The sequence below is a fragment of the Allobosea sp. TAF32 genome (assembly GCF_052113585.1).
Classification (GTDB): Bacteria; Pseudomonadota; Alphaproteobacteria; order Rhizobiales; family Beijerinckiaceae; genus Allobosea.
In genome coordinates, this window is the sequence record NZ_JBFRDM010000009.1 from 439,595 (window position 1) to 465,861 (window position 26,267).

Here is a 26,267-nt window from a genome sequence, read left to right on the forward strand (position 1 = left end):
CGCCGGGACGGGAGGAAGCAGATGCCGCCGCCTCGAAACAGGGAACGTGACGTTCTGCTCCTCCTGTGCGCGGTGGGGCTGATCGGTCTGGCCTATCTCGCCTGGCGCGCAGTAGGCTGGTTCGGCGTCGGGCTCGTCGGGCTCCTCGTCGCCTTCCTCGCCGTCAGGATCGAGCTCGAAGGCAATCGGCCGATCGGCCCGCAAATGACGCCCGATCTCCACGCCGAACAGTATCGCTCCGAGGCGGGCTTGCACCACGCCGAGCGCGCGCATCGCAGTGCCGAACGTGGCGCCCTCGCCCGTGCCGCGCGCCTCGCCAGCCTGTTCGGCGGCGGGTTGACGGTTATCGGTTTCGGCCTGTTCTTCCTGCTTTAGAAGCGAGACCCGCTCAGCTCGCCGCTGGTGCGAGCGGTGTCGGAGGCGGCACCGTCGCGATCGCCGCTGCCGCGCTGGATTGCGCCCCGCCCTCGCCGCCGCGCACCGTGACCGCGTTGGACGCGAAGGGAATGTGGGCCTCGTTCAGCGAACGATAGACGCGCTTCAAGGCCTCGCGCTGCAGCATCGACGCCTGATTGGGCTTCCCGGTGAACTTCAGCCGGACCACGATCGCCTGGTCGGTGATATCAGCCACGCCTTGCATCTTGAGCGGCGCGATGAAGTGCGGCCCGTATTCCGGGTCTTCCAGCAGCGCGAGGCCGACCTTCTTGATGGCCTTGCGGGCCTGCTCGATATCGGCGGAGTGATCGAGGCGAACGTTGAACTTCACCGTCGCCCAGTCGCGGCTGGCATTGGTCAGCGACTGCACCTGGCCGAAGGGCACGGTGTGGATCTGGCCGCTCTGATGACGCAGTTGCATCGAGCGCAACGAGATCTTCTCGACAGTTCCCTTGAGCCGGCCGGTATCGACATACTCGCCGACGCGGAAAGCATCCTCGAGCATGAAGAACACGCCGGATACGATGTCGCGCACCAGGGCCTGCGAGCCGAAGGAAATCGCAAGGCCGAGAATTCCGAAACCCGCCAGCAGTGGGCCGATGTCGACGCCGAGACGCGACAGCACCACCAGGATGGTGAGGCCGAGCACTGCGCCCAGGACGACGCCGCGCAGCACCGGCAGCACCGTCGCAAGCCGGCTCGGCACTCCCTCATCATGGGCTACGTCCTCGTCGGCGGGGCCGACGACACGGCGCTGCGGCGTGTAGGCGTCGAAGAAGGCGTGGAGGAAGACGAGCGCGACCCAGCCGGCGAAGGCGAACACGGCGACGCCGACCGTTTGCCGCATGACGGCAGCGAACTGCGCAGAGCTGACGCCAAGAAGAAGTCCGGCCCAAAGCCGTGCGATAATGTAGAAGCCGGCCGCCCAGATCACCCCCAGAGCGGCGGCCCGGACAGCGGCACTGCCGGCGCTCAGGATCGGTGTGACACCGTGCTTTGCCTCGCGCCGGGCCGCACGGCACCGAAGCCAGCTAGCAAGCCCGACGGCAACGATGGGGATGATCACGATCGCCACCTGGGTCAGCGCCGAGGCCTCCGCCCAGCGCCCGCCATTCGACATCATCGCCGCGGCGCTGCTGACCATCCACAACAGGACCGTCGTCGCGATATAGAACCACGCTGTCCCGGCCGCGATCAGCCGCCGGATCGGGCCGGGCTCGGGGGAGCCGGACAGGACCAGCACCGCGAGATCATGCCGGCCGTCATAGAACCACCAGATCTTGAAGAGCGTGATGGCGAGCCCTGTCAGCGCGATGAGCCCCGTCACGGGCCGCGGCCCGGAGCTGACCTGGTTGGCCAGCAGAATCCCTGTCACGATCAACGGCGTCAGAACAGAATAGACAACCAGCCGGCGGAAATGCCGCTCGGCACGCGGCAGTGGCATGATACGGCGTTCGGGAGCATCGGGCGAAATCAGGAACCGGCCGACGGCAATATAGAGCGCGCCGATCGCGGCGCCGTTTGCGGCCGTCGTCAGGGCCTGCATGGCGAGGTCGTCCGCCGGCAGCCAGGCGTTGCGGGCCGTTCTCGCCACGGCGAGTGCCAGCAGGATCGTCGCGACATCCTGGAGTAGCCCCCATGAGGAGGCGATGAGGCGCGGAGTGAACTCCGGCCCCAAAGGCCGACGCTTGCGCGCGAACCAACGGGCGGTCGCGATCCGGAACGCGAAGGCGATGGCGAGCGCGAGGCAGACGATCCCGACGATCCGCCAACCGGCGGTGGGCCCGTCGCGGCCGTTGAGATTGCGCTGCCAGGAGCGTTCCCAGTCGGCAGGCAGCTCGGTGACCGAGGGAATGGAGGCGCCACTATATTCGACGCCGTCGACGAAACGGTCGACGAGCGCACTGGCCTCGGCCTGGAAACCCTCCTCATCCGCCATCGAGATGGCCGGTGCGGGAGCTGCCGCAGCTGGCTTGGTTTTAGCGGTCGGCGCGGGCGCGGGCGGCGGCGCCGCGGCCGGCACGCCGCCGACCCGGATCTCCACGGGCCGACCCGACAGCGCATCGACCATCCTGCGGATCGTTTCGGGCGTCTCGTCGCCGCGAAGATTGAGGACGACCGGGGCCTGGGTTTCGGCGCGCGCCGTTCCCGCCAAGCCGAAGCCGAGCAGAAGAACGAGCGAAACGAGCGCACAGATCAGGATCGCTGAGGAGAGCGCTGAAAGGCGCCTCGCAGAAGCCCTGCCGGCTGCAGCGACGTCCATGGCCAATCTCCCCCTTCTCCGAAGCGGAGAATGCGGAGCTTCTGCGGATTCTGGCAAGGGGGACGAGGCACTATGCCTCAGCGATTCTTGAGCCAGCCACCGATGCGAGAGACCGCCTCTTTGCATTCCGCCAATGAGCCTGCGAAGGAGAGCCGCACCGTGCGGGCGCCGCGCCCTTCGTCGAAGTCGAGCCCCGGCGTGATCGCGACGCCGGCCTCTTCGAGGACACTGCGGCAGAAGGCCATGGAATCGTTCGAATATCGGCCGATATCGAGATAGATGTAGAAGGCGCCGTCGACCGGCAGGAAGTCGCCGAGCCCGATCTCGGGCAGGGCCTTGAGCAGGAAGGCGCGGTTTTGTGCATAGCCCGCCTTGATCGCCTCGCATTCCTGCGTCGCATCGAAGGCCGCCTCTCCCGCCACCTGGCTGAGATAGGGCACCGAGATCGACAAATTCTGCTGGAGCCGCTCGATGGTGCGCACAAGCCGCTCGGGCACGATGAGCCAGCCGACGCGCCAGCCGGTCATGCAATAGTATTTCGAGAACGAGTTGACGACGATCGCGTCCTGATCGGCCGCGAGCGCCGTCGTGGCGGGCGCGTCATAAGTCAGCCCGTGATAGATCTCATCCGAGATGTACCAGAGCCCGAGCTTGCGGCAGCAGGCCGCGACCTCGGCGATCGCGTCCGGCGCCATCACCACGCCGGTCGGGTTGGCCGGGCTCATCGTCAGCACGCCGGCGAGCGGCTTCTCGCGATGGGATCGCTCGATCAGCTCGGGCGTCAGCGCAAAGCGCGTCTCGGGCCCAACCTCGATCGCGACCGGCTCAAGCCCGAGCGCGATCAGGATATTGCGATAGGCCGGGTAGCCTGGCGCCGTGATCGCGATCCGCGAGCCCGGCTGGAAGCAGGCGAGGAAGGCGAGAATGAAGCCGCCGGAGGAGCCCGTCGTCACCACGACACGTTCGGCCGCCACGTCGACGCCATAAGCTTCGCGATAATGGCGTGCGATGCGATCCCTCAGCGAATCCGTGCCGAGCGCCTGCGTGTATCCGATCCGCCCATCCTCGAGCGCCCGCGCCGCGGCGGCGCGGATCGAGGCCGGAGTCGGCGCCGAGGGCTGGCCGACCTCCATATGCACCACCGAGCCGCCGCGACGCTCGATCGCGGCCGCCTGGTTCATCACGTCCATGACGATGAAGGGGGCTACACGCTCGGCGCGCTCGGCGAGCGCAGGCAGCGCAGCGGGCGAAAACGGGGGCTTCTGCATCGACTTGTCCGGTTCATCGAGGGGCCGAGCCCGCGTAGCCGAGGCAGCGCCGGCCCGCAACCGCCACCCTGCTGGCAGAGCTGTGATTTGACCTTCGGGCGGCGAACACACACAAGCTCGCGCATACGAGTGCTTTGTTCCGTTGGATCGTTCTGCGCCCAGCGGCTTTGAAAGGACAACCAGATGGCTTTCCGGACCCTCACCAGCCTGGCGCGCGCCTGCCTGCGGCCTGCCGGCCTCGCGCTTGGCCTCTGGCTCGCGGCCTCCGCCGCGCCCGCCATGGCGCAGGGCCAGCCTCTCTCGCCCGAGCAGCGCAAGGCGGTGACGGACCTGATCCGCGAGACGCTGCTGAAGAACCCCGAGATCATCCAGGATGCTCTGATCGAGCTCGAGCGCCGCAACACCGTTGCCCAGGCCGAGGCGCAGCGCGGTGCCGTCGCCGCCGAGAAGGCGCGGATCAGCGATCCGGCGACCTCCGTCATCATCGGCAATCCCGAGGGCGACATCACCCTCGTCGAGTTCATGGACTACAACTGCGGCTTCTGCAAAAGGGCGATGGAGGATGTGACGGCTCTCGCCAAGAGCGATCCGAAGCTGCGCGTCGTGCTGAAGGACTTCCCGATCCTCGGACCGGATTCGGTCGAGGCGAGCCGCGTCGCCGTCGCCGCCAAGAACCAGCTCCAGGGCCAGAAGTACTTCGATTTCCACAACAAGCTGATGGCCGTGAAGGGCAAGGTCAACGGTGCCAAGGCGCTCGACATCGCCAAGGAGATCGGTGCCGATGTCGCGCAACTGAAGAAGGATATGGAGGCGCCCGCCACCAAGGCCGCGATCGAAGATACCGTCGCGCTCGGCGACAGGCTCGGCCTGACCGGAACGCCGGCCTTCATCGTCGGCGACGAGATCGTCTTCGGCGCCGTCGGACAGGCCGCTCTCAAGCAGAAGATCGACTCCGTGCGCCGCTGCGGCAAGACCGAATGCGCCGGCTGAGGCCGGTCACCGCCCCCCTGCAATGAGACATGCCGGGCTGGCAGGCGCCGTTCAGGCTTCCCCTGCCGGCCCGCAACGTTTATGAGGGCGGCTCCTGCCGTCTGCGAGCGGCGCCGGAATCAACGCCCTTACATGGTCTCCGTCCGCGTCCTGAACGGACCCCACCCCAATCCGCCTGCACCACGCGGGACGGCTAGCTGCGGCGGCGGGCACGCTGAACCCGTGTTCGACGCCATGGCTCTGCTGCCGGACGGGTGGGCGGCGAAGGCCATCTGAATCCGAATGAACGGGCTCGCGGCGCAGGCCGCGGCCCATCCGAGAATCTAAAGAAGACGGTGACACCCGCCATGGCGACCAAGAGCCCGATCGATCCCGAACTTGTCCGCGAGCTCGCCGAGCTCCTGAACCAGACCGATCTCACCGAGATCGAAGTCGAGAAGGGCGATCTGCGCGTTCGCGTCGCCCGCAGCATCACCACGACCGTGCAGGTCCCGGCCGCGGCGCCCCTGGCGGTCGCAGCCGCCCCCGTCGCGGCAGCCGCCGTCGAAAGCAAGCCGACCGCCGCCCATCCGGGTGCGGTCAACTCGCCGATGGTCGGAACCGCCTATCGCCGCCCCTCGCCCGAGGCGAAGCCGTTCGTCGAGATCGGCAGCATCGTGAAGCAGGGCGAGCGCATCCTGCTGGTCGAGGCGATGAAGACCTTCAACGACATCGTCGCGCCGCGCGCCGGCAAGGTCACGGCCATCTTCGTCGAGGACGGCCAGCCCGTGGAATACGGCGAGCCGCTGCTGGTGATCGAGTGAGCGTGGCGCCGCTCGCCGCCCGGTCGGATTTGGGTTTCAAGATGTTCGACAAGATTCTGATCGCCAACCGTGGAGAGATCGCGCTGCGCGTCCTGCGCGCCGCCAAGGAGCTCGGAATCGCCACCGTCGCGGTTCACTCCACGGCCGACGCCAACGCCATGCATGTGCGCCTTGCCGACGAGAGTGTCTGTATCGGCCCGCCGCCGGCGCGCGAGAGCTACCTCAACGTCCCCGCCCTGATCGCCGCCTGCGAGATCACCGGCGCCGACGCGGTCCATCCCGGCTACGGCTTCCTGTCCGAGAACGCCCGCTTCGCCGAGATCCTGGACCAGCACAACATCACCTTCATCGGCCCCAAGGCCGAGCATATCCGCGTGATGGGCGACAAGATCGAGGCCAAGCGCACCGCGAAGCGCCTCGGCATCCCCTGCGTTCCCGGCTCGGAAGGCGGCGTCAGCGATGATGGCGATGCGCTGCGCATCGCCAAGGAGATCGGCTTCCCGGTCATCATCAAGGCCGCGGCCGGCGGCGGCGGGCGCGGCATGAAGGTCGCGCGCAGCGAGGAGGAAATCCTCGTCGCGCTCCAGACCGCCCGCACCGAGGCCAAGGCCGCCTTCGGCGACGACGCGGTCTATATCGAGAAATACCTGGAAAAGCCGCGCCATATCGAGATCCAGGTGCTCGGCGACGGCCGGGGCAACGCCATCCATCTCGGCGAGCGTGACTGCTCGCTGCAGCGCCGCCACCAGAAGGTCTGGGAGGAAGGCCCCTCGCCTGCCCTCAATGCCGGCGAGCGCGACCGGATCGGCGATGTCTGCGCCAAGGCGATGTCCGAGCTCGGCTATCTCGGCGCCGGGACGATCGAGTTCCTCTACGAGGACGGGAAGTTCTACTTCATCGAGATGAACACCCGCATCCAGGTCGAGCATCCCGTCACCGAGATGATCACCGGCATCGACCTCGTCAACGAGCAGATCCGCATCGCCGCCGGCGCGCCGCTCTCGCTCAAGCAGTCGGACATCGTCATTGAGGGCCACGCCATCGAGTGCCGGGTCAATGCCGAGCATCCGGCGACCTTCCGGCCCTCGCCCGGCAAGATTGCATCGTTCCACACGCCGGGCGGCCTCGGTGTGCGCGTCGATTCCGCCGCCTACCAGGGCTATGCCATCCCGCCGCACTACGACTCGCTGGTCGGCAAGCTGATCGTCCACGGCCGGAACCGCGACGAATGCCTGATGCGCCTGCGCCGCTCGCTCGACGAGTTCGTCGTCGACGGCGTCGACACCACGCTGCCGCTGTTCCGCACGCTGGTCCGCAACCCGGACATCCTCAACGGCGACTACAACATCCACTGGCTCGAGAAATTCCTCGCCGCCGGTGGCATGGGCGAACCGGAAGCCTGAGAGCGCCGGCAGCTCCGGAAACGACAAAGCCCCTCGCATCGCGAGGGGCTTTTGTTTTGACGATCACGCACTCCTCAGCGGAACCGCAACGACATTCCCGGGCGGGCCAAAGGCCTGAGCCCGGGAAGTCCCCGAGCCCTCATCCTGAGGAGCGCCACAGGCGCGTCTCGAAGGATGTTGCCGGGGGGCGCGAGACATCTGGAACATCTTCGAGACGCCGCGTTCCGCAGTTCCTCAGGATGAGGGCTCGATTCTCAAACGTCGCTCAGATCGTCTCCAGCAGGCCCTTCATCAGCGCCTGCCGCGGAGCGATCGAGGAGATCAGCGCGTATTCCTGCAGCGTGTGCGCGCCGTCGCCGTCAATGCCGAGACCGTCGAGGGTCGGCACGCCGAGCGCTGCGGTGAAGTTGCCGTCCGAGCCGCCGCCCGTCATCGGGCAGTCCTGCAGGTCGAATCCGATGCCGGCCGCGACCTTCTGCGCCTGTCCGAACAGCTCCGCCACCATCGCCGATTTTTCATAGGGCGGCCTGTTCATGCCGCCGGTGATGCGCAGCTTCACATCGGGATCGTGCGGCTTGAGGCTGAGGATGCGGTTCTCCATCATCACGCCATCGGCGAGCGTGGTCACGCGGCAATCGACGCTGAACCAGGCGTGCTGCGGGATGACGTTCGCGGCCGTGCCGCCGCCGACCAACGCGACGCTCGTCGTAATGCCGCGGGCATAGTCGGTCATGCCCTCGACGGCGAGGATCTGGTGCGCCGCCTCGCGGATGGCGCTGCGCCCATCGGCATGGCGCGAGCCGGAATGGGCCGGCCGGCCTTCGAGCCTGACATCGAAGCGGCCGACGCCCTTGCGCGCCGTGACGATCCTGCCGCCTTGCCGCGCCGGCTCGGTGACGAGCACCGCTGCCGATTTCCGGCCGATCTCCTCGATCAGCCCGCGGCTGGTCGGCGAGCCGATCTCCTCGTCAGGCGTGAACAGGAAGACCAGCGGCCGTTTGGCGCTGCCGGCGGATGCGACCTGCTTGAAGGCCTGCAAGGCAAGCCAGGCGCCGCCCTTCATGTCGTAGACGCCGGGACCATAGAGCCGGTCGCCCTCGATCCTGACCGGCAGCTCCTTGGCGCTCGTGCCGACCGGATGCACCGTGTCGAGATGCGACATCACCGCGACGGCCGGCTGGCCGTTGTCGAGGCCCGCGCGCAGCATGACCATGTCGCCGAGCCCGTCACGACCCGGGATGCGCTCGACCGCGATCGGCAGCCCTTCCACATCCTTCTGGACGAGGTCCATCATGCCGTTCAGCCCGGCGGGATGGCTCGTAGGGCTCTCGAGCGCGACCCAGACGGAGAGCGCGGCGACGGCATCGTTCTGATTCATGGGGGCATTTTCTCCAAAGATGCGGTGGCCCGGAAGGCCATCTCCTGCTGGCACCCGGCGCGGCTCAGCGTCCCGCCAGGGCGGCTTCAGCCGCCGCTGCGATCGCAAACAGCGCCGCATCGCCGCCGCCGGCCCGCGCCAGCATCAGCCCGGCCGGCGCCTCGCCCCCACGATGCATCGGCAGCGAGATCGCGCAGCCATCCATCATGTTGATCAGCGTCGGGTTGCGCAGCATCAGCAGGTTGATGCGGGTGAAGGCCTCGTCGTCTTCCACGAGTTCGGCGATGGCCGGCGCGACGGTCGGCACGGTCGGCATCGCCAGCACGTCGAAGCCCGAAATATCCTCGCGCATCGCCGCGACGAAGGCGGCCCGCGCATGGGTGAGCTCGATATAGTCGGCGCAATCCTGATTGCGGCCGCGCAGCACCCGCGTCCGCACGCGCGGGTCGTAGCCATCGCCCTTCGCCTCGATCAGGGCGCGGTGATGGGCGTAGGCCTCCGAGGCGGCAAAGCCACCCTTGGCGTTGAGTCGCGCAACCTCGGCGAAGCGTTCGAGGGGCGCATCGATCACGGCGGCGCCGGCCTTCGCAAGCAGCTCCAGCGCCCGGTCGAAGCTTGCCGCGACATGCGCGTCGAGCCCGTCGAGCGCGATCGTCTGCGGCACGCCGATGCGCAGGCCCTCGAGGCTGGCCGGGACGTCCTTCGGCAGCTCCGCTCCGCTCATGACCTCGTGCAGGATACGGCAGCATTCGACGCTGTTGGCGAGCGGGCCGATCGAATCGAGCGTCTGCGACAGCGGGAAGGCGCCCTCGCGCGGCACGCTCGCGGCCGTCGGCTTGTAGCCGACGATGCCGCAGAACGCCGCGGGGATGCGGCAGGAGCCGCCGGTGTCCGAGCCGATTCCGGCATAGGCCATGCCGTCCGCGACCGACACGGCGGCCCCCGAGGAGGAGCCGCCGGGAATGCGGCGCGTCGCGCGGTCATAGGGCGAGGCCGGCGTGCCGTAATGCGGGTTGAGGCCGAGCCCCGAGAAGGCGAACTCGGTCATGTTGGTCCGCCCCATCACGATGAAGCCGGCGCGCCGCAGCCGCGCGATCGCCGGCGCGTCGCGCTCGGCCGGGACCGCATCGGCCAGCACGGTCGAGCCGGCCGTGGTCGGCTCGCCGGCGAGGTCGAACAGATCCTTCACCGAGATCGGGATGCCTGCGAAGGGCGACGGCGCGAGCCCGGCCGTCCGCAGTTTATCCATCGCCTCGGCCGCGGCGAGCGCCGCCTCGCGATGGACCTTGATAAAGGCGAGCGTTCCCTCTCCCTGCGGCGCGTCGATCCGGGAGAGCGCCTCGCGCACGAGGGCAAGCGAGGTGGTCCGGCCGGAGGCGAGATCATCGGCAAGGACGGAAAGGGTGCGAGCCATGATGTTGTCGGGACCAGGTCGAGGCGGAGGATATCGAGGAGCAGGCAGCCTGCCCTTCGGAGGGAGGCAGCGCATGTTTGGCATGCTGCGGACCAACAGCATAGCTATGCGCAGGCAAGGCGGCCCCGCCGCGATCGCGGGCGATCCCCGCGCTGCCAGAGCGCACGACATCTTCCTGTGAACTGTTTCGCAGGCAACGTGAATTCAGCTCTTGCCAAGCCGGACCGCATTGATTAGACCCCGGCTCACCAACGCGGCGCCCCGAAGCGCCCCATCGTTGGGGGATCGTCTAACGGTAGGACCCCAGACTCTGACTCTGGTTGTCTAGGTTCGAATCCTAGTCCCCCAGCCACTTTTAAGTGGCAAGCGTTGGCGCCGAGGGCGCGAGCAGGCAATCCTGGATCCGAACAGGTCACGCCGATAGCCCGGATTTGATCCAGCGACGTCCGATGCCTGATAACGCCCGGAATCCGAGGCTGCCGTCTGGCAACCTCGGAATCGAGTCGTCGGATCAGAGGTCCATTCTGAACGAGTAGCTGGCGCCAAGCCCGACCGTGAACTGGTCACGCTGGCCGATCGTGCGGACAAGCGGCGAGCGCGCGGCCTCGTCGATCATCCGGTCATAGCGCGCGAACAGCGTCGTCGACCATTGCTCGGACCAAGTGTATTCGAGTGCCGTCGCGACGCCCAGGCTCTTGGCGCCGCCTGAGGGCCGATATGGCGTCAGATAGCCGTTGATCAGCGCTTCCGGCGCCGTCACGCCGAAATTGGTGCGCATGTAGGACGCGTTACCCAGCGAGAGCCGCGGGCCCGCCGACAGCGTGAAGCGCCCCAGGCGCTCGACCCAGTCGGCCGAGAGGTCGGCAACGATGCCGTGGTGCCCGTTGAAGCCCTGGCGAACCTCGATGCGCGTGCGCAGGCGATCGAGTATCGGCCAGAACTCGGCGAAAACGCCGGCCTCGATCGCCCACGGAACGTCTCGCATGCCGAAAAGCTTCGGGCTCGACGACGAATAGCGCCCGCTTTTCCAGCTCCCCGCCACGCCGAAGCTGAAGCGGTTGGTTTCATAGAGCGCGAAATCGAGACTGTCGTCGGGCGCGCTGAAGCCTTCCGGCTCGCCGACGCGGCGCCAGCTGAGCGAGGGCATGAAGGACGGGCCCACGGCATTCGCCCCCTCGTATTTGGGACCCATCTGGAACGATCCGCCGAGCGTCACGATCCAGCCCTTGGCTGGCGTTGCGTCCGTCAAAGCCGGGCTCGGCTCGGCAGCCGCCGCGGACGTCGCCGACAGCAGAACGAGGCAGCCAATCTGTCCAAAACCGATACGCGACACGGTTCCTCCATGCGCGGCAAACGCGCCAAACATCATTCTGGCGCGCTTTCGCGACAGTGCCGCTACATGCCCGCCAATCATTCGATTACCGTCCGACCAACCCGAATATCGAGCTTCTTGATTCTATGCCAGAGGCTGCGTTCGGCAATGCCCAGCATCCTTGCCGCTTTCACCTGCACGCCCTCGCTCCGGCGCAGCGCCTCGACGATGAAATCCCGTTCGATCCGTTCCAGTTCGGCGTCGAGATCGCGCGGCAGCGCGTCGCGGCCGGCCCGGCGCGGCCCCTCGAACAGATCGCGCGGGAGATCCTGGACATCGATCTGTGAAGTCTTGGCAACGATGAGCGCCCGCTCGACGCAATTGTGCAGCTCGCGGATATTGCCCGGCCAGTCATGTCCCGCCATGGCTGCGAGCGCGGCGGGCGAGAAGCCGGCAACCCGCTTGCCGATCGTTTCCGAGAGCGTCGCCAGAAAATGCGTCGCCAGAAGCGGAATGTCTTCAGGGCGCTCGCGCAATGCAGGCAGCTGGATCGGAAAGACATTGAGGCGATAGAACAGATCTTCCCGGAAGCTGCCCGCGGCGACCGCTTCGCGCATGTCCTTGTGCGTCGCCGCGATCAGACGGACATCGACGCTCTGGCTGCGATTCGCGCCGACCGGCTCGAAGCTGCGCTCCTGGACGACACGCAACAGCTTGGCCTGGATCGCAAGCGGCATGTCACCGATCTCGTCGAGGAAGAGCGTGCCGCCCTCGGCCGCGGCGAAACGGCCGACCCGATTGGCCAGCGCGCCGGTGAAGGCGCCCTTGACGTGGCCAAAGAGCTCGCTCTCCAGCAGAGTTTCCGGAATGGCGGCGCAATTGACGGCGATGAAGGGCCGCCCCCGGCGCGGGCTGTTGAAATGGATCGCGCGGGCGACCAGTTCCTTGCCCGTGCCGCTCTCCCCATTCAGCATGACGGTCGCCCGGGTCTCGCAGACCTCGGTGACCTGCTCGATCACGCGGCGGAACGACGCGCTGTTGCCGATGAGCGTATCGAAGCTGTGGCGCCCTTCCAGCTCGCTGCGCAGGCGCTCATTGTCCCGCACAACATCGGCAAGGCGCAGCGCGCGCCTGATCGTCGCCGCGACATCCTCCATCTCGAAGGGCTTGGCGATGTAGTCGAAGGCCCCCTCCTTGATGAGCTCGACCGCATCGCGCACGGCGGCGAAGGCCGTCAGGATGATGACGGGAATATCCGGCCAGCGGCTGCGCACCTCACGCAGCAGGTCGCGCCCATCCATCACCGGCAGCCGCAGATCGGTGAGCACGAGGTCGAAGCGCGACTGGTCCAGTGCCACGAGGGCCGCCTGCACGCTCGTCACCGCGGTCGTGCGATAACCGAGATCCTCCAGCGCGGCGGCCAGCACGTCCGCCAGACGCTCCTCGTCATCGACCACCAGGATGGTGTGGCTCACACGTCCTCTCCCGTCTTGACCCGCGGCAATGCGAGCGTAAAGGCCGCGCCCTGGCCCGCCATGCATTCGCAAGCGACCGTTCCGCCATGCGCCGCCGCCACGCTTTGCACCTTAGCGAGCCCCAGCCCCGTACCTTTCGCCTTGGTGGTAAAGAACGGATTGAAGACCTCGCCCCGGATCGCTTCGGGAACGCCAGGCCCTTCGTCGCGGATCGTCAGCGACACTGTGTCTGAATTCACCGCCAGGCTGGCGTGAATGGCGCCGCCCGAAGGCATGGCATCCATGGCATTGAGAACCAGATTAAGGCAGGCTTGGTGGAGCTGGTCGGGGTCCCCGCTGATCAGGGCGCCCTTGCTTCGGTCGTCGATCTGAAGGGTGATGCCGCGCCGGGCAAGCTCGGGAGCCGCAATGGCTGCGACCCGCTCGATGACATTGCGCAACGGGAATCGGCTGTGCACGAGCGGCCTCGGCTGGGCGAAGTCGAGAAAGTCGCGCATCAGGGTCTCGATCCGGCGGACTTCGTCGATGACATAGCCGAGCATCTTGCTCTCGGTTGCGCCGAGCTTGGAGCGATTGCGCACCACCTCCGTCGACGTCTTGATGATGCCGAGCGGATTGCGAACCTCGTGCGCAATCACCATCGCCGCCTGCCCCAGCGCGGAAAGCCTGTCGCGGCGGCGCAATTCCATTTCGAGATCATGCAGCTTGCCCAGCTGCTCGGCCATTCCATTGAATCCCGCGGCGAGCTGCGCGATCTCGCGCCCGCCGCCGGCGGTGACGCGTTGACCGAAATCACCCGCTGCAATCGCCCGGACGCCGCGGGTCAGGGCGCGCAACGGCCGCACGAGCACCTCCGACATCATTATGCCGACGATAATCGCGATGCAGCTTCCGAAGAGGAATATGCCGAGGAACAGCCGCTCGCGGCCGAGCTGCTCGAAGAACCCCGCTTCGCTGCGCAGGCCGATAAAGCTGATCGCCACCAGCTTGCCGTCGATGCCGCGAAAGCCGGTATAGACGGCGCGGTAGGCGCCCCCTTCGGCGTCCGCATCGAAGATTTCCTCCTCGCCGGCATCAAGCCGCGCCAGGATCGCCTTCGGCACGACGACCTTCCGATCGCTATGCGTCTGCACGATCGGTTCGAGCTCGCCGTCGAAGTCGGAGAACAACCGCACTTCCAGCGACGTGACGACCTTGATCCCGCCCAGGTAGTTGTCGTCGAGCCATGAGCCCACGAGAAGATTGGCGGACTGCCCGTTGATCTGGATGGACTGGACGGCTCCCGCCATGATCCAGCGCTGGCCGTCCGCAACGATCCTGAACAATCCCTGCCCCGTCTTCTCGGGCAGAGACCCGACGGCGGAGAAACGGCGCGAGGAGAAGATGATTTCGCCGCCGGGGCGATAGACCGCGATGAGATCGTAGCCGACCGAGCTCAGCACGCCGAATTCGCGCTCGACCGTATGCTGCATCTTGACGTCGCTCGGGCTCCGCTCCAGCCGGCTGCCGATGACCCCGGCGACGCGCTGCGCCTCCTGTGCGGCTTCCGAGACCTCCAGCCCGAAGAAGCGCGACGTCTCGCCCAGCCAATGACCGACATTGTCCTCGAACGCATTGGAAATCAGCTTCGCAGCGACAAAGGCCGAGGCCAGCATCGCCGGCACGATCACCAGCAGGAATCCGATCACCAGCCTGAGCCTGAGCGTGGTCATGCGGGTGGTCACGACGAGCCCCGCAACGGCGGCGGGCCGCCTCCCCGTTCTGCGGTACGCGATCTCGCGTCGTTCACGGCTGCTTCGTCCAGGTGTCGTCGTCGCAGATCAGGCCCCCTAGGACGCAGCCGCGCACCACCAATGTGCCGGGCGCCGCGAGCTCCATCGTCGTGCGGTAGCTCTTGCCATCGGCGGGATTGTAGCCGTCGCCCACGAGCTTTCCGTCCCCGCCCGGAGTGAACCCGCTCAGAACCTGGATGCCGAGAAGCGAGCGCGCGCGCAGTCTGGCATCGGGATTGAACTGGTCGAAACGCGGCTCCTTCAGCCAGACGATGCGGCCACACAGCGCTGCCCCGCAGCGGGCGATCGCGATTTCCGACTCCCCGTCGGAATCGCGCCAGCGCCCGACGACATCCGTTGCAGGGCCGGCGCCGGCCGGCAGGGCCCCCAGGAGCGCGGCAACGGCGAGCGCAATCCGCAAACTACGGGTGCTCATTTTCATGCTCCCCACCGAGCAGGATCACTCCGGCAATGATCAGGGCGATGCCGACGGCGCGCAGGAGATCGATCCGCTCGCCGAAAGCCGCCCAGGCGAACAAGGGCACGGTGATATAGACCAATCCCGTCATCGGGAAGGCACGGCTAAGCGGCATGTCGCGCAAGATCGCCATCCACACCACGAAAGTTCCGAGATAGCCGACGATAGCGAGCCAGACGCCGGGAAGCTCCATGGATCGCGTCAGCATCGCGAGGCCGAAATCCATGTCGCCAAGCCCATCCGCGCCCCATTTGAAGGCGAGCTGCGTGCCGGTGTCGAGCCCGATGAAAGCCAGCCAGATCGCAAGCTGGCGCCAGCGCGACGGCGCTTCGGCGGGTGTGAAGGCAGTCATGCAGCTTTCTTTCCGGCGTGTTCGGCAAGATCGGGATCGAAGCGGTCGAAGCCGAGCCATGGGCTCAAGCGACGCAGCGCCCATTGCAGGGGCGCACGGCGATGGCGGACATGGATGGTGGAGGCAACGAGCCGGCTGCCAAAGCGAAGCTTGGACGCGTAGGCGGTCTGGCCGCTCTGGAACAGGCGGATGCCGCGTTCAAGACAGAAGCGCACATTCGCCATCCAGCTCACCACATAGAGATTGTGCTCACGCGCGAGCGGGTAGCGCATGCCCAGGAACTTATCGATGACGCGATTGGCCTCGACCAGCAGCAGGTTGAACGCCGCAAGCTCGCCTCCGATCCAGTAGAGCACGAAAACGGCCTGCTCGCCCAAGGCCCGCGAAATTCCGGCGAAATAACCGGGCGGCAGCAGCTCGAGCTCGCCATAGTCCAGGCCGCTTTGCGCGCGCGTGGATTCGTAGAGGGCGTCGATCTCCTGCTCGAACCCGGAGATGTCGGTGCGGAACTCGATCCGGACATCGCCTGCCTTCGCGAGCTTGCGCCTGACGTCCTTGCGCGTCGCCGCCGACAGCGACGCCAGATAGGCGGCCTCGTCCGGGAAAGGCAGGTCGAGCACGGCGACCGGCAGGCTGGCCAGGCGCGCAAAGCCTGCCCCGCCCAGGAAGGCGCCGGCCTCCCGTTCCTGCTCGGGCGCCAGATCCTTCCAGACGACCAGATGCGCGCCTTCGGCCACGGCCTGCTGCTGGAGGGTTTCAGCCATTTGCCGAAAGGCAGCGGCCCGGCCAGCCGAATCCAGCCGCGGCGAAAAGCCGAGATGGCAGCGCTCGCCATAGGGAGAGCCGACGCAGAGGGCCTTGAGGGTGACAAGGCCGGGCACATGGCGGAACAGCGCCTCGCCAAGCCCGCGCAGCGGGCCCTGAAGCGGTGTATCGAGTCGGTAGTTCAGCCGGAAGAACGGCGCGACCCCGATCACCTCGCCTTGCGCCTCGAAGACGATCGCCGCCATGCGCAGCCCGACCCCGGAAGCGGCCGCCGCCGCCTCGCAGGCGCTGTAGTAGGCGTGGCACTCCGCCTCGCCGGGCAAGCACGCATCCCAGGCCGCGGGCTCGATTGCGGCCACGCTTGCGACGATCCGGGCGGCAAGCCGGCTCATTCGGCTGCGACGACGCGCAGTCCCGCCGCCTTCTCCCGGACCTCCCGCTTCGCCAGCCGCGCCGCGAGCGCAAGCGAACGCTCGACGACAATGCCCCGCTGCTGGTCGATCGTGACGAGGTGATAGCTGTCGTCGAGGATCACGGCATCGACGAGGCCGCCCAGCCGGCGCTGGATGTAGAACGCGTTCGACAGGCTGGCGACATCGTCCTCGCGGGCATGCACGAGCAGCGCCGGACAGGTGATCGTCGGCATCTCGCGCCGCGTCTGGTCGATCAGCGCCCACATTTGCTGGAGTGCGCCGGACGGCGTGCCGAGCAAACCTGCCTCGGAACTGTCGCCGCGCGTGATCGCGGCGGTGATCAGCGCGCGCGTGCGCAGATCCTTGACGCCATAAGGCTCGCGCTCGACGAAGCTGTAGCGGCGGCCGAAGGGCGTGTTGATCAGCCACTTCAACAGGAAGGCATAGCGCGGGATCGACCAGCCATCGTACCAGAGGGTCGGCGCGTAGAGCGCAAGCCCGTCAACGGCTTCGGGCCGCGCGGCAGCGACATGCATCGCCAGGACGGCACCCATCGAAAGACCGCCGACGATGACGCGATCGCAGATCAGGTGCATCCGGTCGAGTTCGTCGATGACGCTCTGGGCCCAATCGCGCCAGCCCGTCGCCAGAAGCTCGCTTTCTCCGGCGCAGTGGCCGGCGAGTTGCGGGCAGTGCACCGTATGGCCGGCCTGGTTGAGCGCGCGCGCTACGAGGCGCATCTCGGTCGGGGTTCCGCCCAAACCGTGGATCAGAAGGAAGCCGGTCCGGCCACCGGCATAGCGAAGGCTGAAATCGCGCGTCGTCACGTCTCGTTCCGTCAGACTGTTCGAGCGACGATGACCACGCCGCAGGTGATGAGGACAGCACCAAACCATTGCCGGGAACCGACACGCTCGCCGAGCAGAACCGCGCTGGCGAAGGTGATGGCGAGGAAATTGAGGCTGGCAATGGGAAAGGCGATCGAGAGCGGCACCTCAGCGAGGATCCGCAGCCAGATGAAGAATTCCGCCACATAGGTCAGCACGCCGGCCATCGCCCAGCCGGAGCGGCCGAGCGCGACCGTGAGTTCGCGCAGCCCCGCACCCTGCGGCAACCTGTCGGCACCGAGCTTGAGGCAGAGCTGGCCGACGACGTCGCAGACGATCGACAGGATGAACCAGAGGACGATGTTCACGGTCACGGCAGCACCCGCGCAAAGCAGTCGATGAGTTCGGCGTTCACCCGGGCATTGACGGCGAGCTCTTCCGAAGAAGGCCGCAGCGGCCGCGGATGATCGAAATAGGCGAGCGCCGCGCGGAACGGGTCGGAGAAGCGCGGCTCGGACCAGTCGCCGCAGACATCCACCCCGACGATGCGACGCGCGCCCGCCAGGCGCTCGATCGCGCCCAGCAGATGAGTCAGCGGCAGATCGCCCTGGTCCCAGTTGGTCAGCGCCTCGTCCCGCCCGAGGACGTCCTTGTCGATGCTGAGCCAGATATCCCTGGTCGGGATCGTGGCGACGAGGTCGTCGAGGAAATGAGCCCAGTCCTCATCGGCCAGATTGCGCCAATGCAGATGGTTTCCCTCCTGCCGGAAACTCGCAACCGTTCCGTATCGACCCCAGACGCGCGAAGGCGCGTGCCGCCAGGGATAGAGCGAGATCCGCTCCTCCGCGACCGCCCTGAGATTGGCGAATTGCCATTCTGGGCGCACGAGATCGCCGCTGCAGGGACCGATGGTGATGACCTTGCGGACCTGGGGCAGCTCCAGCGCCCGGTTGACCCAGGCGCCGCAATTGACCGTCGCCGGAAACTGCACCCAGTCGGGATGGTTGTCGAAATGGACGACCGTCACCGGCTCGGAGACTCCTGCAATCAGCAGCGCCGCGAGGTGATGGAAATCCCCGGAACCGTAGAAGTAGACAGGTGGTCCGCTCCCGCCGCTGTCCTCTGCCGCCAGTTGCTCGAGCAGCCGCGCGCGCGCGCCGCGGCTCGCCACGATGCGCAGGCGCGCGGCAAGATGCGCCGCATCGATGCGGGAAGCTTCTCCCGCGTCGATGCGGCGGCGCAGCGGCTCCTGGCGCGCGACGCTGCCATCGAGATCGATCACCTGCAGGCGCAACAGCCTTCTCCAGTCGGATCAGGCGCCAGCCACGCGGGCGAAGAGCTGGTCCAGGAGGGCGATCGCCAGATCGATCTCCTCGTAGCTCATGGTCAGGGCCGGCGCGAGCGTGATGACGTTCTTGTAGTAGCCGCCGATATCGAGCACGAGGCCGTAGCGCCGGCCATCGAGCTCCAGATCGGCCTTCATGCCCTCGTCGCACATCAGGTCGACCAACCGCTTCGACGGCGTATAGCTGTCATGCGGCTCGCAGATCTCGATGCGCAGGGCCATGCCGAGGCCGTCGACCTCGCCGACGATCTTGTGACGCTTCTGAAGGTCCTTCAGCCCATCGAGGAAATACGCGCCCTTGGCCATGACCATGGTCTCGTAATCCTCCTCCTGCATCATCTTCATCGCCTCGAGCGCGACGGCCGTGCCGAGCGGGTTGGCGTTGAAGGTCGAATGCGTGGAGCCCGGCGGGAAGACGGTCGGGTTGATCAGCGCTTCCTTGGCCCAGACGCCGGAGAGCGGGTTCAGCCCATTGGTGACGGCCTTGCCGAAGACGATCACGTCGGGCTGGACGCCGAAATGCTCGATCGACCAGAGCTTGCCCGTCCGGTAGAAGCCCATCTGGATCTCGTCGACGACGAGCAGGATGCCGTGGTCGTCGAGCACCTTCTTCAAGCCGGTGAAGAAGTTGGGTGGCGGAATGACGTAGCCGCCCGTGCCTTGCAGCGGCTCGACATAGAAGGCCGCATATTCGGCCTGGCCGGCCTTGGGATCCCAGACGCCGTTGTATTCGCTCTCGAAGAGCCGGGCGAACTGCTGCACGCAGTGTTCGCCATACTCTTCCTTGCTCATGCCCTTCGGCCCGCGGAAATGGTAGGGGAACGGGATGAAGTGGGCGCGCTCGCCGAAATGGCCGAAGCGGCGGCGATAACGGTAGGACGAGGTGATGGCGGAGGCGCCGAGCGTGCGGCCGTGATAGCCACCCTCGAAGGCGAACATCAGGCTCTTGCCGTTCGAGGCGTTGCGCACGAGCTTGAGCGAATCCTCGACCGCCTGCGCGCCGCCGACATTGAAATGGACGCGCCCCTTGGTGCCGAACTTGCGCTGGGCATCCTTGGCGATCATCGCCGCGAGCTCGATCTTCTCGCGGTGGAGATATTGGCTGGCGACCTGCGGCAGCTTGTCGATCTGGCGTTTCAGCGCGTTGTTGAGGCGCGGATTGGCGTAGCCGAAATTGACGGCCGAGTACCACATCTGCAGGTCGAGGAAGCGGTTGCCCGCCGCATCGAGCATGAAGGAGCCCTCGCAGCCCGAGAAGATCTTCGGGAACTGTGTGTAGTGCACGGTATCGCCATGCGAGCAGAACTCCGCCTCGAGTGCGAGCAGGCGGGCCTCCTCGGCGGTGACCGAGGCCAAGTTCACCGCAGCAGGAGCGGCTGCAGAACGGCCGTGCTGGGGAAATCCGTCATCCATTGATCAAGTCCTTGATGTGATGGCTCGCTGCGGCCGGGACGACGCCAGTCAGCATGTCGTCGAGGGCACGCGCCGCTTCCGCGAGCCGGGAGAATGGGCGGTGTTCCACCCCAGCCTGGTCGCAATGGGCGATCAGGCCGTTCTTGGCGAAGACGATGTCAGCGCGCTCGGCCAGGCAGAAATCGGACCGGCCGTCGCCGACGAGGATGGTGGCAGGCCGCCCCAGGCTGGTAGCCACGCTGCATTTGCAGGTGCCGCTGTTGCAGCTTCCATCGCGGGACGCATGCGGCGAAGTCAGGCGCCAGCGATCCACTCCGACCGGTTCGAGGTGATTGGCGATAACCGGCAGCCCGGCGAGCCCGGCCCGACGAAGCACGGTATGAATCGTGCGGTCGAGCCCGTCCGAAACCACGGTAACGGGCACGCCGTGGCGCTGGCAGACCCGGACGAAGAAGGCAAAGCCCCAGTCGATCGCGAAGCTTTCAACGAAGCCGTCGAAAGCATCGGGCGAGGCGCGCAGCAGCCCGACCTGCCGCTCCATGCACTCCCGCGAACCGATGAGTCCGGCGACCCAGTCATCCTCGATCGCTTCCCAACCGGGCTCGGCGAAGCGGGCCAGGACACAATCCGTCGTGTCCTTCTCTGAAATCGTCCCGTCGAAATCGACGATGGCCTGCCATTGCATCTGCGCGGAAGCTCCCGTTTCGCGGAGCTGCCAATGGCAAGCGTCGTGCCATCACGCAATGCATTGATTTGATTAGGCTTTCTTGCCCATCCAACCGGTGGATTCCTCACAAAATTGAGGTCACCATCAAATTTTGGAGCATCGCGGCCAATGGAGTACAAACTCGGACATGCGCGCCGAAGACATCTGCGAAAGAGCGGCGATCGCCAGTTGCCCCTCCACCAACAGCGCCATTCAAGCGGCTGCGCCTGCGGATGGCGACAGGCGCCGCAAGACGCGCCTATCCCGCGCTCAGTGTGCGCCGCACCGCGTCCTGCCAGCCCCTGACCTTGCGCTCGCGCTGGCTGGCCGCCATGGCCGGCGAGAAGCGGCGCTCCAGCCGCCATTGGTCGGCAAAGCGTCCGGGCTCCGGGAGGAGCCCGGCGTCGAGCCCGGCGAGATAGGCTGCGCCCAGCGCCGTCGTCTCGAGCACTGTCGGCCGGTCGACCGGCAGATCGAGGATGTCGGCGAGGCGCTGCATCGTCCAGTCCGACGCGACCATGCCGCCATCGACCCTGAGCACCGAGCGACCGCCCTGCCCGGCCTCCGGCCAGTCGGCATGCATCGCCTCGATCAGGTCGAGCGTCTGGTAGCAGACGCTTTCGAGGGTGGCGCGGGCGAATTCGCGCGGGCCGGAATTGCGGGTCAGCCCGAACATCGCGCCACGGGCATGGGCGTCCCAGTGCGGTGCCCCGAGGCCGACGAAGGCCGGCACCAGATAGACGTCGTGCTCGGGATCGGCCGCCTCCGCCAGCGGGCCGGTGTCGCTGGCCTTCTCGATGATGCCGAGGCCGTCGCGCAGCCATTGCACCGCAGCACCCGCGATGAAGATCGAGCCTTCGAGCGCGTAGGTCCGCTTGCCGCCGAGCTGATAGGCGACCGTGCTGAGCAGGCGATGCTTCGAGCGGACCGGCGTGTCGCCGGTGTTGAGCAGCGCGAAGCAGCCGGTGCCGTAGGTCGACTTCACCATGCCCGGCGTGAAGCAGGCCTGGCCGATGGTCGCCGCCTGCTGGTCCCCCGCGATACCGCGCACCGGGATCGACTTTCCGAAGAGCTCCGGCACCGTGTCGCCGAAATGCGCGGCACAGTCGCGCACCTCCGGGAGGATCGCCGCCGGAATGTCGAAGAGGCCGAGCAGTTCGGGGTCCCAGATGCCACGGCCGATGTCGAACAGCATGGTGCGCGCCGCATTGGTGGCATCGGTGGCATGTACCGCCCCGCCCGTCAGCCGCCACAGCAGGAAGGAATCGACGGTGCCGAAGGCGAGTTCGCCCGCTTCGGCCCGCCGCCGCGCGCCGGGCACATTGTCCAGCAACCAGGCGATCTTGGTCGCGGAGAAATAGGGGTCGATGCGCAGCCCGGTACGCTGGGCCACGAGGTTTTCGTGGCCGGCGGCCGCGAGATCGGCACAGGCCTGCGCCGTGCGCCGGTCCTGCCACACGATGGCGCGGTGAATCGCCTTGCCTGTCCGCCGGTCCCAGATCAGCGTCGTCTCGCGCTGGTTGGTGATTCCGATACCGGCGATGTCGCCCGCATTCAGCCCCGCCTTGCCGATCGCTGCCCGGGCCGTCGCCAGCACGCTTTCCCAGATATCCTCAGGCTCATGCTCCACCCAGCCGGATGCGGGGAAATGCTGCGGAAACTCCTGCTGGGCCGACGCGACGACCGCGAGCGAGGCATCGAACAAGATCGCCCGCGAGGATGTCGTGCCCTGGTCGATTGCGAGGATGTGTCTGGCAGCCATGGCGAATCCCTTGCCCTTCATGCGTCCTGGCCGGCAGGCCGGCCGGCGGACACTGGCCGATCAGCCGCCGCGGATGCAAGGCCGGCCGGTATCCCTGCAAGGTTCCGCTTGGCACGGGGCTTGCCGTGCAGTTACCTTGACGACGAAGCAACCGGCCGCGCGACGCTGCGGCCCCTGTCCGGCCTTGTGCTGACAGGTCGAGGGATTGGAAAACGGTGGCGGTCGAGGACCGGCAGCAACGGGACGTCACGCATGTGGCGCCGCCGCATAGGCATACCACCGATCCGCAACGGGCCGGTGGCGCGTTGGTTTCCGATGCCTTCAAGAGCTGCAACCCGGCATTGATCCATCAGCAGCCCAGCGCGACCTATGCGGCGCTGGATCTCGGCACCAACAACTGCCGCCTCCTGATCGCGCGCCCGGCGCAGCATGGCTTTCGGGTGGTCGATGCGTTTTCCCGCATCGTCCGCCTCGGCGAAGGGCTCGCTGCCAGCAGCCGCCTGGCCGATGCGGCGATGGACCGGGCTGTCGAGGCGCTGAAGATCTGCCGCGGCAAGATGGCGAATCGCGGCGTCACCCGCGCCCGCCTCGTCACTACCGAAGCCTGCCGCGCGGCGACCAACGGACTGGACTTCATCCGCCGTGTCGCTGCAGAGGCCGAGCTCGCGCTCGAAATCATCGATCAGCGCACCGAGGCGGCGCTCGCCGTCTCCGGCTGTGCAGCGCTGACGGACCCGGCGGCCGAGAGCGTCATCGTCTTCGACATCGGCGGCGGCTCGACCGAGATCATCTGGCTCGGCGGGCGCAGCGAGGCGCGCGACCCCGCTGCCCGTATCCGCGAATGGGCCTCCCTGCCGATCGGCGTCGTTACCGTGGCTGAACGCTATGGCGGCATCGAGGTCGGCCGCGAGCTCTTCGAGCAAATGGTTGATGACTGCACGCAAGCGCTTGAACCTTTTGCAAAAAAGGCTGCGGCCGCCTGCGGCTCCAAGGGCTTCCATCTGCTCGGCACGTCCGGCACGGTCACGACCGTCGCCGGCATCCATCTCGACCTGCCTCGCTATGATCGCCGCGAGGTCGACGGGCTGTGGATGCACCAGCACGATGTCGCAGCCGTCATCGACCGCTTGATCGATATGGACTATGCCGCCCGGGCGGCCAATGCCTGCATCGGCCGCGAGCGCGCGGATCTGGTGCTGGCCGGCTGCGCGATCTTCGAGGCGATCCATCGCGCCTTCCCGAGCGAGCGCGTCCGCATCGCCGATCGCGGGCTGCGCGAGGGCATCTTGCTGCGCATGATGCACGAGGACCGTGCCTGGTGGCGACGGAAATAGGTTGAGGCGATGAGCACCGAAAAATCGGGCGGCAAGGCCGGCAGCGGCAAAGGCTCCGCCGGCGCGCGCGACATGCGCGTCAAGGTGAAAAAGGCCGGCAAGCTCAAGCATTCGTCGCAGCTCTGGCTCGAGCGCCAGCTCAACGACCCCTATGTGAAGCGGGCGAAGGAACTGGGCTATCGCTCCCGCGCCGCCTTCAAGCTCGAGGAGATGGACGACCGCTACAAGTTCCTGAAGCCCGGCCAGCGCCTCGTCGACCTCGGCTGCGCGCCCGGCGGCTGGTGCCAGGTCGCGGCCAAGCGAATCGGGCTTGAGCGCGGCAAGGGATGCGTCATCGGCATCGATCTGCTGCCGGTCGATCCGATCCCCGGCGTCGAACTGATCCAACTCGACTTCATGGCCGAAGAGGCCCCGGCCCTGCTGACCGAGCGCCTCGGCGGCCAAGCCGACGGCGTCATGTCCGACATGGCAGCCAACACCACCGGCCACAAGAAGACCGACCATCTCAAGATCATCGCGCTGGCCGAAGCCGCGGTCGAGTTCGCGCACAGCGTGCTGGCGCCGGGCGGCTTCTTCCTCGCCAAGTTGTTCCAGGGCGGCGACAGCGCCGACCTCCTCACCGCGCTGAAGCGCGACTTCACCACCGTGCGGAACGTCAAGCCAGCCGCGAGCCGCGCCGACTCCTCCGAACTCTATGTGCTGGCGACCGGCTATCGACGGAAGACGGCCGACGAAAGCGCCGACGCCTGAGGGGCGCGATTTCAGGGCGTCGGTGCGCTCACTCCAGCGGCTTCTGGTCGGCGAGCGCCTCGGCCGTGACCTTGCGCGCGCTCACCGGAACGTGGCCTGAGACTTCCGTGCCGGCATCGGGAGCCAGCTGCACCATCCAGAGCGCCGAGGATGCCGAGATCAGCCCGACGATCGCGAAGGCCGGCCAGAAATCGCCGGCTGCCAGAGCCTTGCCGCCGTTGAAGGTGTTGGCGGCCTCCAGCGCGAAGGCGCCGATGGTCACGCCCATGCTGAGCGAGAGCTGCTGGGCGACGCTCGAGAGGCTTGTAGCGCTCGACATGTCGCGGTTGGAGACGTCGGCATAGCTCAGCGCGTTGATGCCGGTGAACTGCAGCGAGCGGAAGCAACCGCCGATCAGCAGCACGGCGAGCATGATCGCATGCGGCGTGGTCGGGGTGAACAGGCCCGACGCGGCGAGAAAGGCGGCGCCGATCACGGCATTGATGGCCAGCACGCTGCGAAAGCCGAAGCGCGCCAGGATCGTCCTCGCCAACGTCTTCATGATCAGCGCGCCGGCTGCCGAAACGAAGGTGATCAGGCCCGACTGCAAGGCGTCGAGCCCGAATCCGAGCTGGAGCATCAAAGGCAGCAGGAAGGGGATCGCTCCGATGCCGGTGCGGAAGATCGAGCCGCCGACGACGCCGATCCGGAAGGTCGGTATCCGGAACAGCGACAGGTTGAGTACCGGATAGGGCACGCGCCGGGCGTGGAACCAATAGGCCGCAAGCGCCGCCGCCCCGGCCAGCACGCAGCCATAGGAAACGTAGACAGGGACGAGGTGCCGCCCCCCGGTCGCCAGGCCGAGCATCAGGCTGGCGAAGCCGAAGGAGGACAGCAGAAAGCCCTTCACATCCAGAGGAGCGACATCCTCCTCGCGGATATCCTCGAAGAACAGGCTCGACAGCACGATGCCGACGAAGCCGATGGGGATGTTGATGAAGAAGATCCAGCGCCAGTCGAAATAGGTGGTGATGAAGCCGCCGAGCGGCGGCCCGACCACGGGTCCGACCAGCGCCGGGACCGTCAGATAGGCCAGCGCGCCGACGATCTCGGATTTGCTGACGCTGCGCAGAATGACGAGGCGCCCGACCGGAACCATCATCGCTCCGCCCATGCCCTGAACGAAGCGCGCGCCGACGAAGGCGCCGAGCGAGTTCGATACGGCACAGAGGATCGAGCCGAGCATGAAGACGCACAGCGCAGAGCGGAAGATCGTGCGGGCGCCGAACCGGTCGGCCATCCAGCCCGAGATCGGGATAAAGACGGCGAGGCTGACGAGATAGGAGGTCAGAGCGAGCTTCAGCGCGATCGGGTCCTCCCCCAGCGACCTGGCGATGACCGGCAACGAGGTCGCGATCACGGTCGAGTCGGTGTTCTCCATGAAGAGAGCACAAGCGACGATGAGAGGAAGCAGTCTGGCGCGTTGCAAGGCGGTAACCTTCCACGCTCACGCTGTTGTGTGAGCGCGTGTTGAATTCATAAGCTAGGTTATTAATGCGAGCACCACGACGTGACGAGAGGCGAAGTTGCTTTTTCCGGCCATTTCACGCGATCGCCACGCGCTCCTGCC

The 26,267-nt window shown here is 66.9% G+C and carries 23 protein-coding genes and 1 tRNA gene; 7 read left to right on the top strand and 17 right to left on the bottom strand.

The annotated features are described in order from the left end of the window. The first annotated feature begins 21 nt into the window (after window positions 1–21). The gene (locus tag AB4Z16_RS21900) at window positions 22–375 is read left to right on the top strand and encodes a hypothetical protein (protein WP_441513453.1); all 354 of its coding nucleotides are present in this window, start codon (window positions 22–24) and stop codon (window positions 373–375) included. Between the two features lie 13 nt (window positions 376–388). Here the strand turns inward: AB4Z16_RS21900 and AB4Z16_RS21905 are convergent, their stop codons facing one another. Together AB4Z16_RS21905 and AB4Z16_RS21910 are read right to left on the bottom strand one after the other, a co-directional pair. Next, the gene (locus AB4Z16_RS21905; RefSeq protein ID WP_441513454.1) at window positions 389–2,698 is read right to left on the bottom strand and encodes a mechanosensitive ion channel family protein; all 2,310 of its coding nucleotides are present in this window, start codon (window positions 2,696–2,698) and stop codon (window positions 389–391) included. Window positions 2,699–2,775: 77 nt separating this feature from the next. After that, a complete protein-coding gene (locus AB4Z16_RS21910) occupies window positions 2,776–3,966 on the bottom strand; it encodes a pyridoxal phosphate-dependent aminotransferase (RefSeq protein ID WP_441513455.1) in 1,191 nt (396 codons plus the stop codon). A gap of 183 nt (window positions 3,967–4,149) precedes the next feature. Here AB4Z16_RS21910 and AB4Z16_RS21915 point away from each other — a divergent pair, with 183 nt between their 5' ends. From AB4Z16_RS21915 to accC, 3 genes are all read left to right on the top strand, one after another. Continuing rightward, window positions 4,150–4,956: a DsbA family protein gene (locus AB4Z16_RS21915; RefSeq protein WP_441513456.1), complete on the top strand. Its 807-nt coding sequence runs from the start codon at window positions 4,150–4,152 to the stop codon at window positions 4,954–4,956. Between the two features lie 347 nt (window positions 4,957–5,303). Further along, window positions 5,304–5,759 carry an acetyl-CoA carboxylase biotin carboxyl carrier protein gene (gene accB, locus AB4Z16_RS21920; protein ID WP_441513457.1) on the top strand — a complete coding sequence of 152 codons (456 nt, stop codon included), beginning with the start codon at window positions 5,304–5,306 and terminating at the stop codon, window positions 5,757–5,759. A gap of 41 nt (window positions 5,760–5,800) precedes the next feature. Then, the gene (accC, locus tag AB4Z16_RS21925; protein ID WP_441513458.1) at window positions 5,801–7,162 is read left to right on the top strand and encodes an acetyl-CoA carboxylase biotin carboxylase subunit; all 1,362 of its coding nucleotides are present in this window, start codon (window positions 5,801–5,803) and stop codon (window positions 7,160–7,162) included. Window positions 7,163–7,427: 265 nt separating this feature from the next. Here accC and AB4Z16_RS21930 read toward each other — a convergent pair whose 3' ends face one another. After that, window positions 7,428–8,540 (bottom strand): M20 family metallopeptidase, encoded by a 1,113-nt coding sequence (locus tag AB4Z16_RS21930; protein WP_441513459.1) that lies wholly within the window; start codon window positions 8,538–8,540, stop codon window positions 7,428–7,430. A gap of 64 nt (window positions 8,541–8,604) precedes the next feature. Next, a complete protein-coding gene (locus AB4Z16_RS21935; RefSeq protein ID WP_441513460.1) occupies window positions 8,605–9,954 on the bottom strand; it encodes an amidase in 1,350 nt (449 codons plus the stop codon). A gap of 278 nt (window positions 9,955–10,232) precedes the next feature. Here AB4Z16_RS21935 and AB4Z16_RS21940 point away from each other — a divergent pair. Next, a tRNA-Gln gene (locus AB4Z16_RS21940) sits at window positions 10,233–10,306 on the top strand. 159 nt (window positions 10,307–10,465) lie between these two features. On the opposite strand, the gene AB4Z16_RS21945 is transcribed toward AB4Z16_RS21940, so the two are convergent. From AB4Z16_RS21945 to glpK, 12 genes are all read right to left on the bottom strand, one after another. After that, entirely contained in the window at window positions 10,466–11,287 is an 822-nt protein-coding gene (locus AB4Z16_RS21945) for a MipA/OmpV family protein (RefSeq protein ID WP_441513461.1), read from the bottom strand. A gap of 77 nt (window positions 11,288–11,364) precedes the next feature. After that, the gene (locus AB4Z16_RS21950) at window positions 11,365–12,741 is read right to left on the bottom strand and encodes a sigma-54-dependent transcriptional regulator (RefSeq protein ID WP_441513462.1); all 1,377 of its coding nucleotides are present in this window, start codon (window positions 12,739–12,741) and stop codon (window positions 11,365–11,367) included. After that, window positions 12,738–14,465, bottom strand: a complete 1,728-nt coding sequence (locus AB4Z16_RS21955; protein ID WP_441513463.1) for a sensor histidine kinase — start codon at window positions 14,463–14,465, stop codon at window positions 12,738–12,740. Before AB4Z16_RS21955 ends, AB4Z16_RS21950 begins: the two co-directional genes overlap by 4 nt. A gap of 61 nt (window positions 14,466–14,526) precedes the next feature. Continuing rightward, the gene (locus AB4Z16_RS21960; RefSeq protein ID WP_441513464.1) at window positions 14,527–14,949 is read right to left on the bottom strand and encodes a DUF2147 domain-containing protein; all 423 of its coding nucleotides are present in this window, start codon (window positions 14,947–14,949) and stop codon (window positions 14,527–14,529) included. Then, window positions 14,936–15,343: an EamA family transporter gene (locus AB4Z16_RS21965; RefSeq protein ID WP_441513465.1), complete on the bottom strand. Its 408-nt coding sequence runs from the start codon at window positions 15,341–15,343 to the stop codon at window positions 14,936–14,938. The genes AB4Z16_RS21960 and AB4Z16_RS21965 overlap by 14 nt, the downstream gene beginning before the upstream one ends. Continuing rightward, window positions 15,340–16,467 (bottom strand): GNAT family N-acetyltransferase, encoded by a 1,128-nt coding sequence (locus AB4Z16_RS21970; protein WP_441513466.1) that lies wholly within the window; start codon window positions 16,465–16,467, stop codon window positions 15,340–15,342. Before AB4Z16_RS21970 ends, AB4Z16_RS21965 begins: the two co-directional genes overlap by 4 nt. A 29-nt stretch (window positions 16,468–16,496) precedes the next feature. Further along, on the bottom strand, window positions 16,497–17,348 hold the full coding sequence (locus tag AB4Z16_RS21975; protein WP_441513467.1) for an alpha/beta hydrolase: 852 nt from the start codon (window positions 17,346–17,348) through the stop codon (window positions 16,497–16,499). A gap of 11 nt (window positions 17,349–17,359) precedes the next feature. Beyond that, the gene (locus AB4Z16_RS21980) at window positions 17,360–17,722 is read right to left on the bottom strand and encodes an EamA family transporter (protein WP_441513468.1); all 363 of its coding nucleotides are present in this window, start codon (window positions 17,720–17,722) and stop codon (window positions 17,360–17,362) included. Beyond that, window positions 17,719–18,642 (bottom strand): arginase family protein, encoded by a 924-nt coding sequence (locus tag AB4Z16_RS21985; RefSeq protein ID WP_441513469.1) that lies wholly within the window; start codon window positions 18,640–18,642, stop codon window positions 17,719–17,721. The genes AB4Z16_RS21980 and AB4Z16_RS21985 overlap by 4 nt, the downstream gene beginning before the upstream one ends. Window positions 18,643–18,660: 18 nt before the next feature. Next, window positions 18,661–20,106, bottom strand: coding sequence for an aspartate aminotransferase family protein (locus tag AB4Z16_RS21990; RefSeq protein ID WP_441513470.1), 1,446 nt, complete (start codon window positions 20,104–20,106; stop codon window positions 18,661–18,663). Further along, window positions 20,099–20,791 (bottom strand): MtnX-like HAD-IB family phosphatase, encoded by a 693-nt coding sequence (locus AB4Z16_RS21995; protein ID WP_441513471.1) that lies wholly within the window; start codon window positions 20,789–20,791, stop codon window positions 20,099–20,101. Before AB4Z16_RS21995 ends, AB4Z16_RS21990 begins: the two co-directional genes overlap by 8 nt. A 280-nt stretch (window positions 20,792–21,071) precedes the next feature. Continuing rightward, window positions 21,072–22,574: a glycerol kinase GlpK gene (gene glpK, locus AB4Z16_RS22000; protein WP_441513472.1), complete on the bottom strand. Its 1,503-nt coding sequence runs from the start codon at window positions 22,572–22,574 to the stop codon at window positions 21,072–21,074. A gap of 215 nt (window positions 22,575–22,789) precedes the next feature. Between glpK and AB4Z16_RS22005 the strand changes: the two genes are divergently transcribed. Both AB4Z16_RS22005 and AB4Z16_RS22010 read left to right on the top strand, forming a co-directional pair. Next, the gene (locus AB4Z16_RS22005; RefSeq protein ID WP_441513473.1) at window positions 22,790–23,908 is read left to right on the top strand and encodes a Ppx/GppA phosphatase family protein; all 1,119 of its coding nucleotides are present in this window, start codon (window positions 22,790–22,792) and stop codon (window positions 23,906–23,908) included. A gap of 9 nt (window positions 23,909–23,917) precedes the next feature. Beyond that, a complete protein-coding gene (locus AB4Z16_RS22010; RefSeq protein WP_441513474.1) occupies window positions 23,918–24,658 on the top strand; it encodes an RlmE family RNA methyltransferase in 741 nt (246 codons plus the stop codon). Between the two features lie 28 nt (window positions 24,659–24,686). On the opposite strand, the gene AB4Z16_RS22015 is transcribed toward AB4Z16_RS22010, so the two are convergent. Further along, window positions 24,687–26,126 carry an MFS transporter gene (locus tag AB4Z16_RS22015; protein ID WP_441513475.1) on the bottom strand — a complete coding sequence of 480 codons (1,440 nt, stop codon included), beginning with the start codon at window positions 26,124–26,126 and terminating at the stop codon, window positions 24,687–24,689. Window positions 26,127–26,267 lie beyond the last annotated feature (141 nt).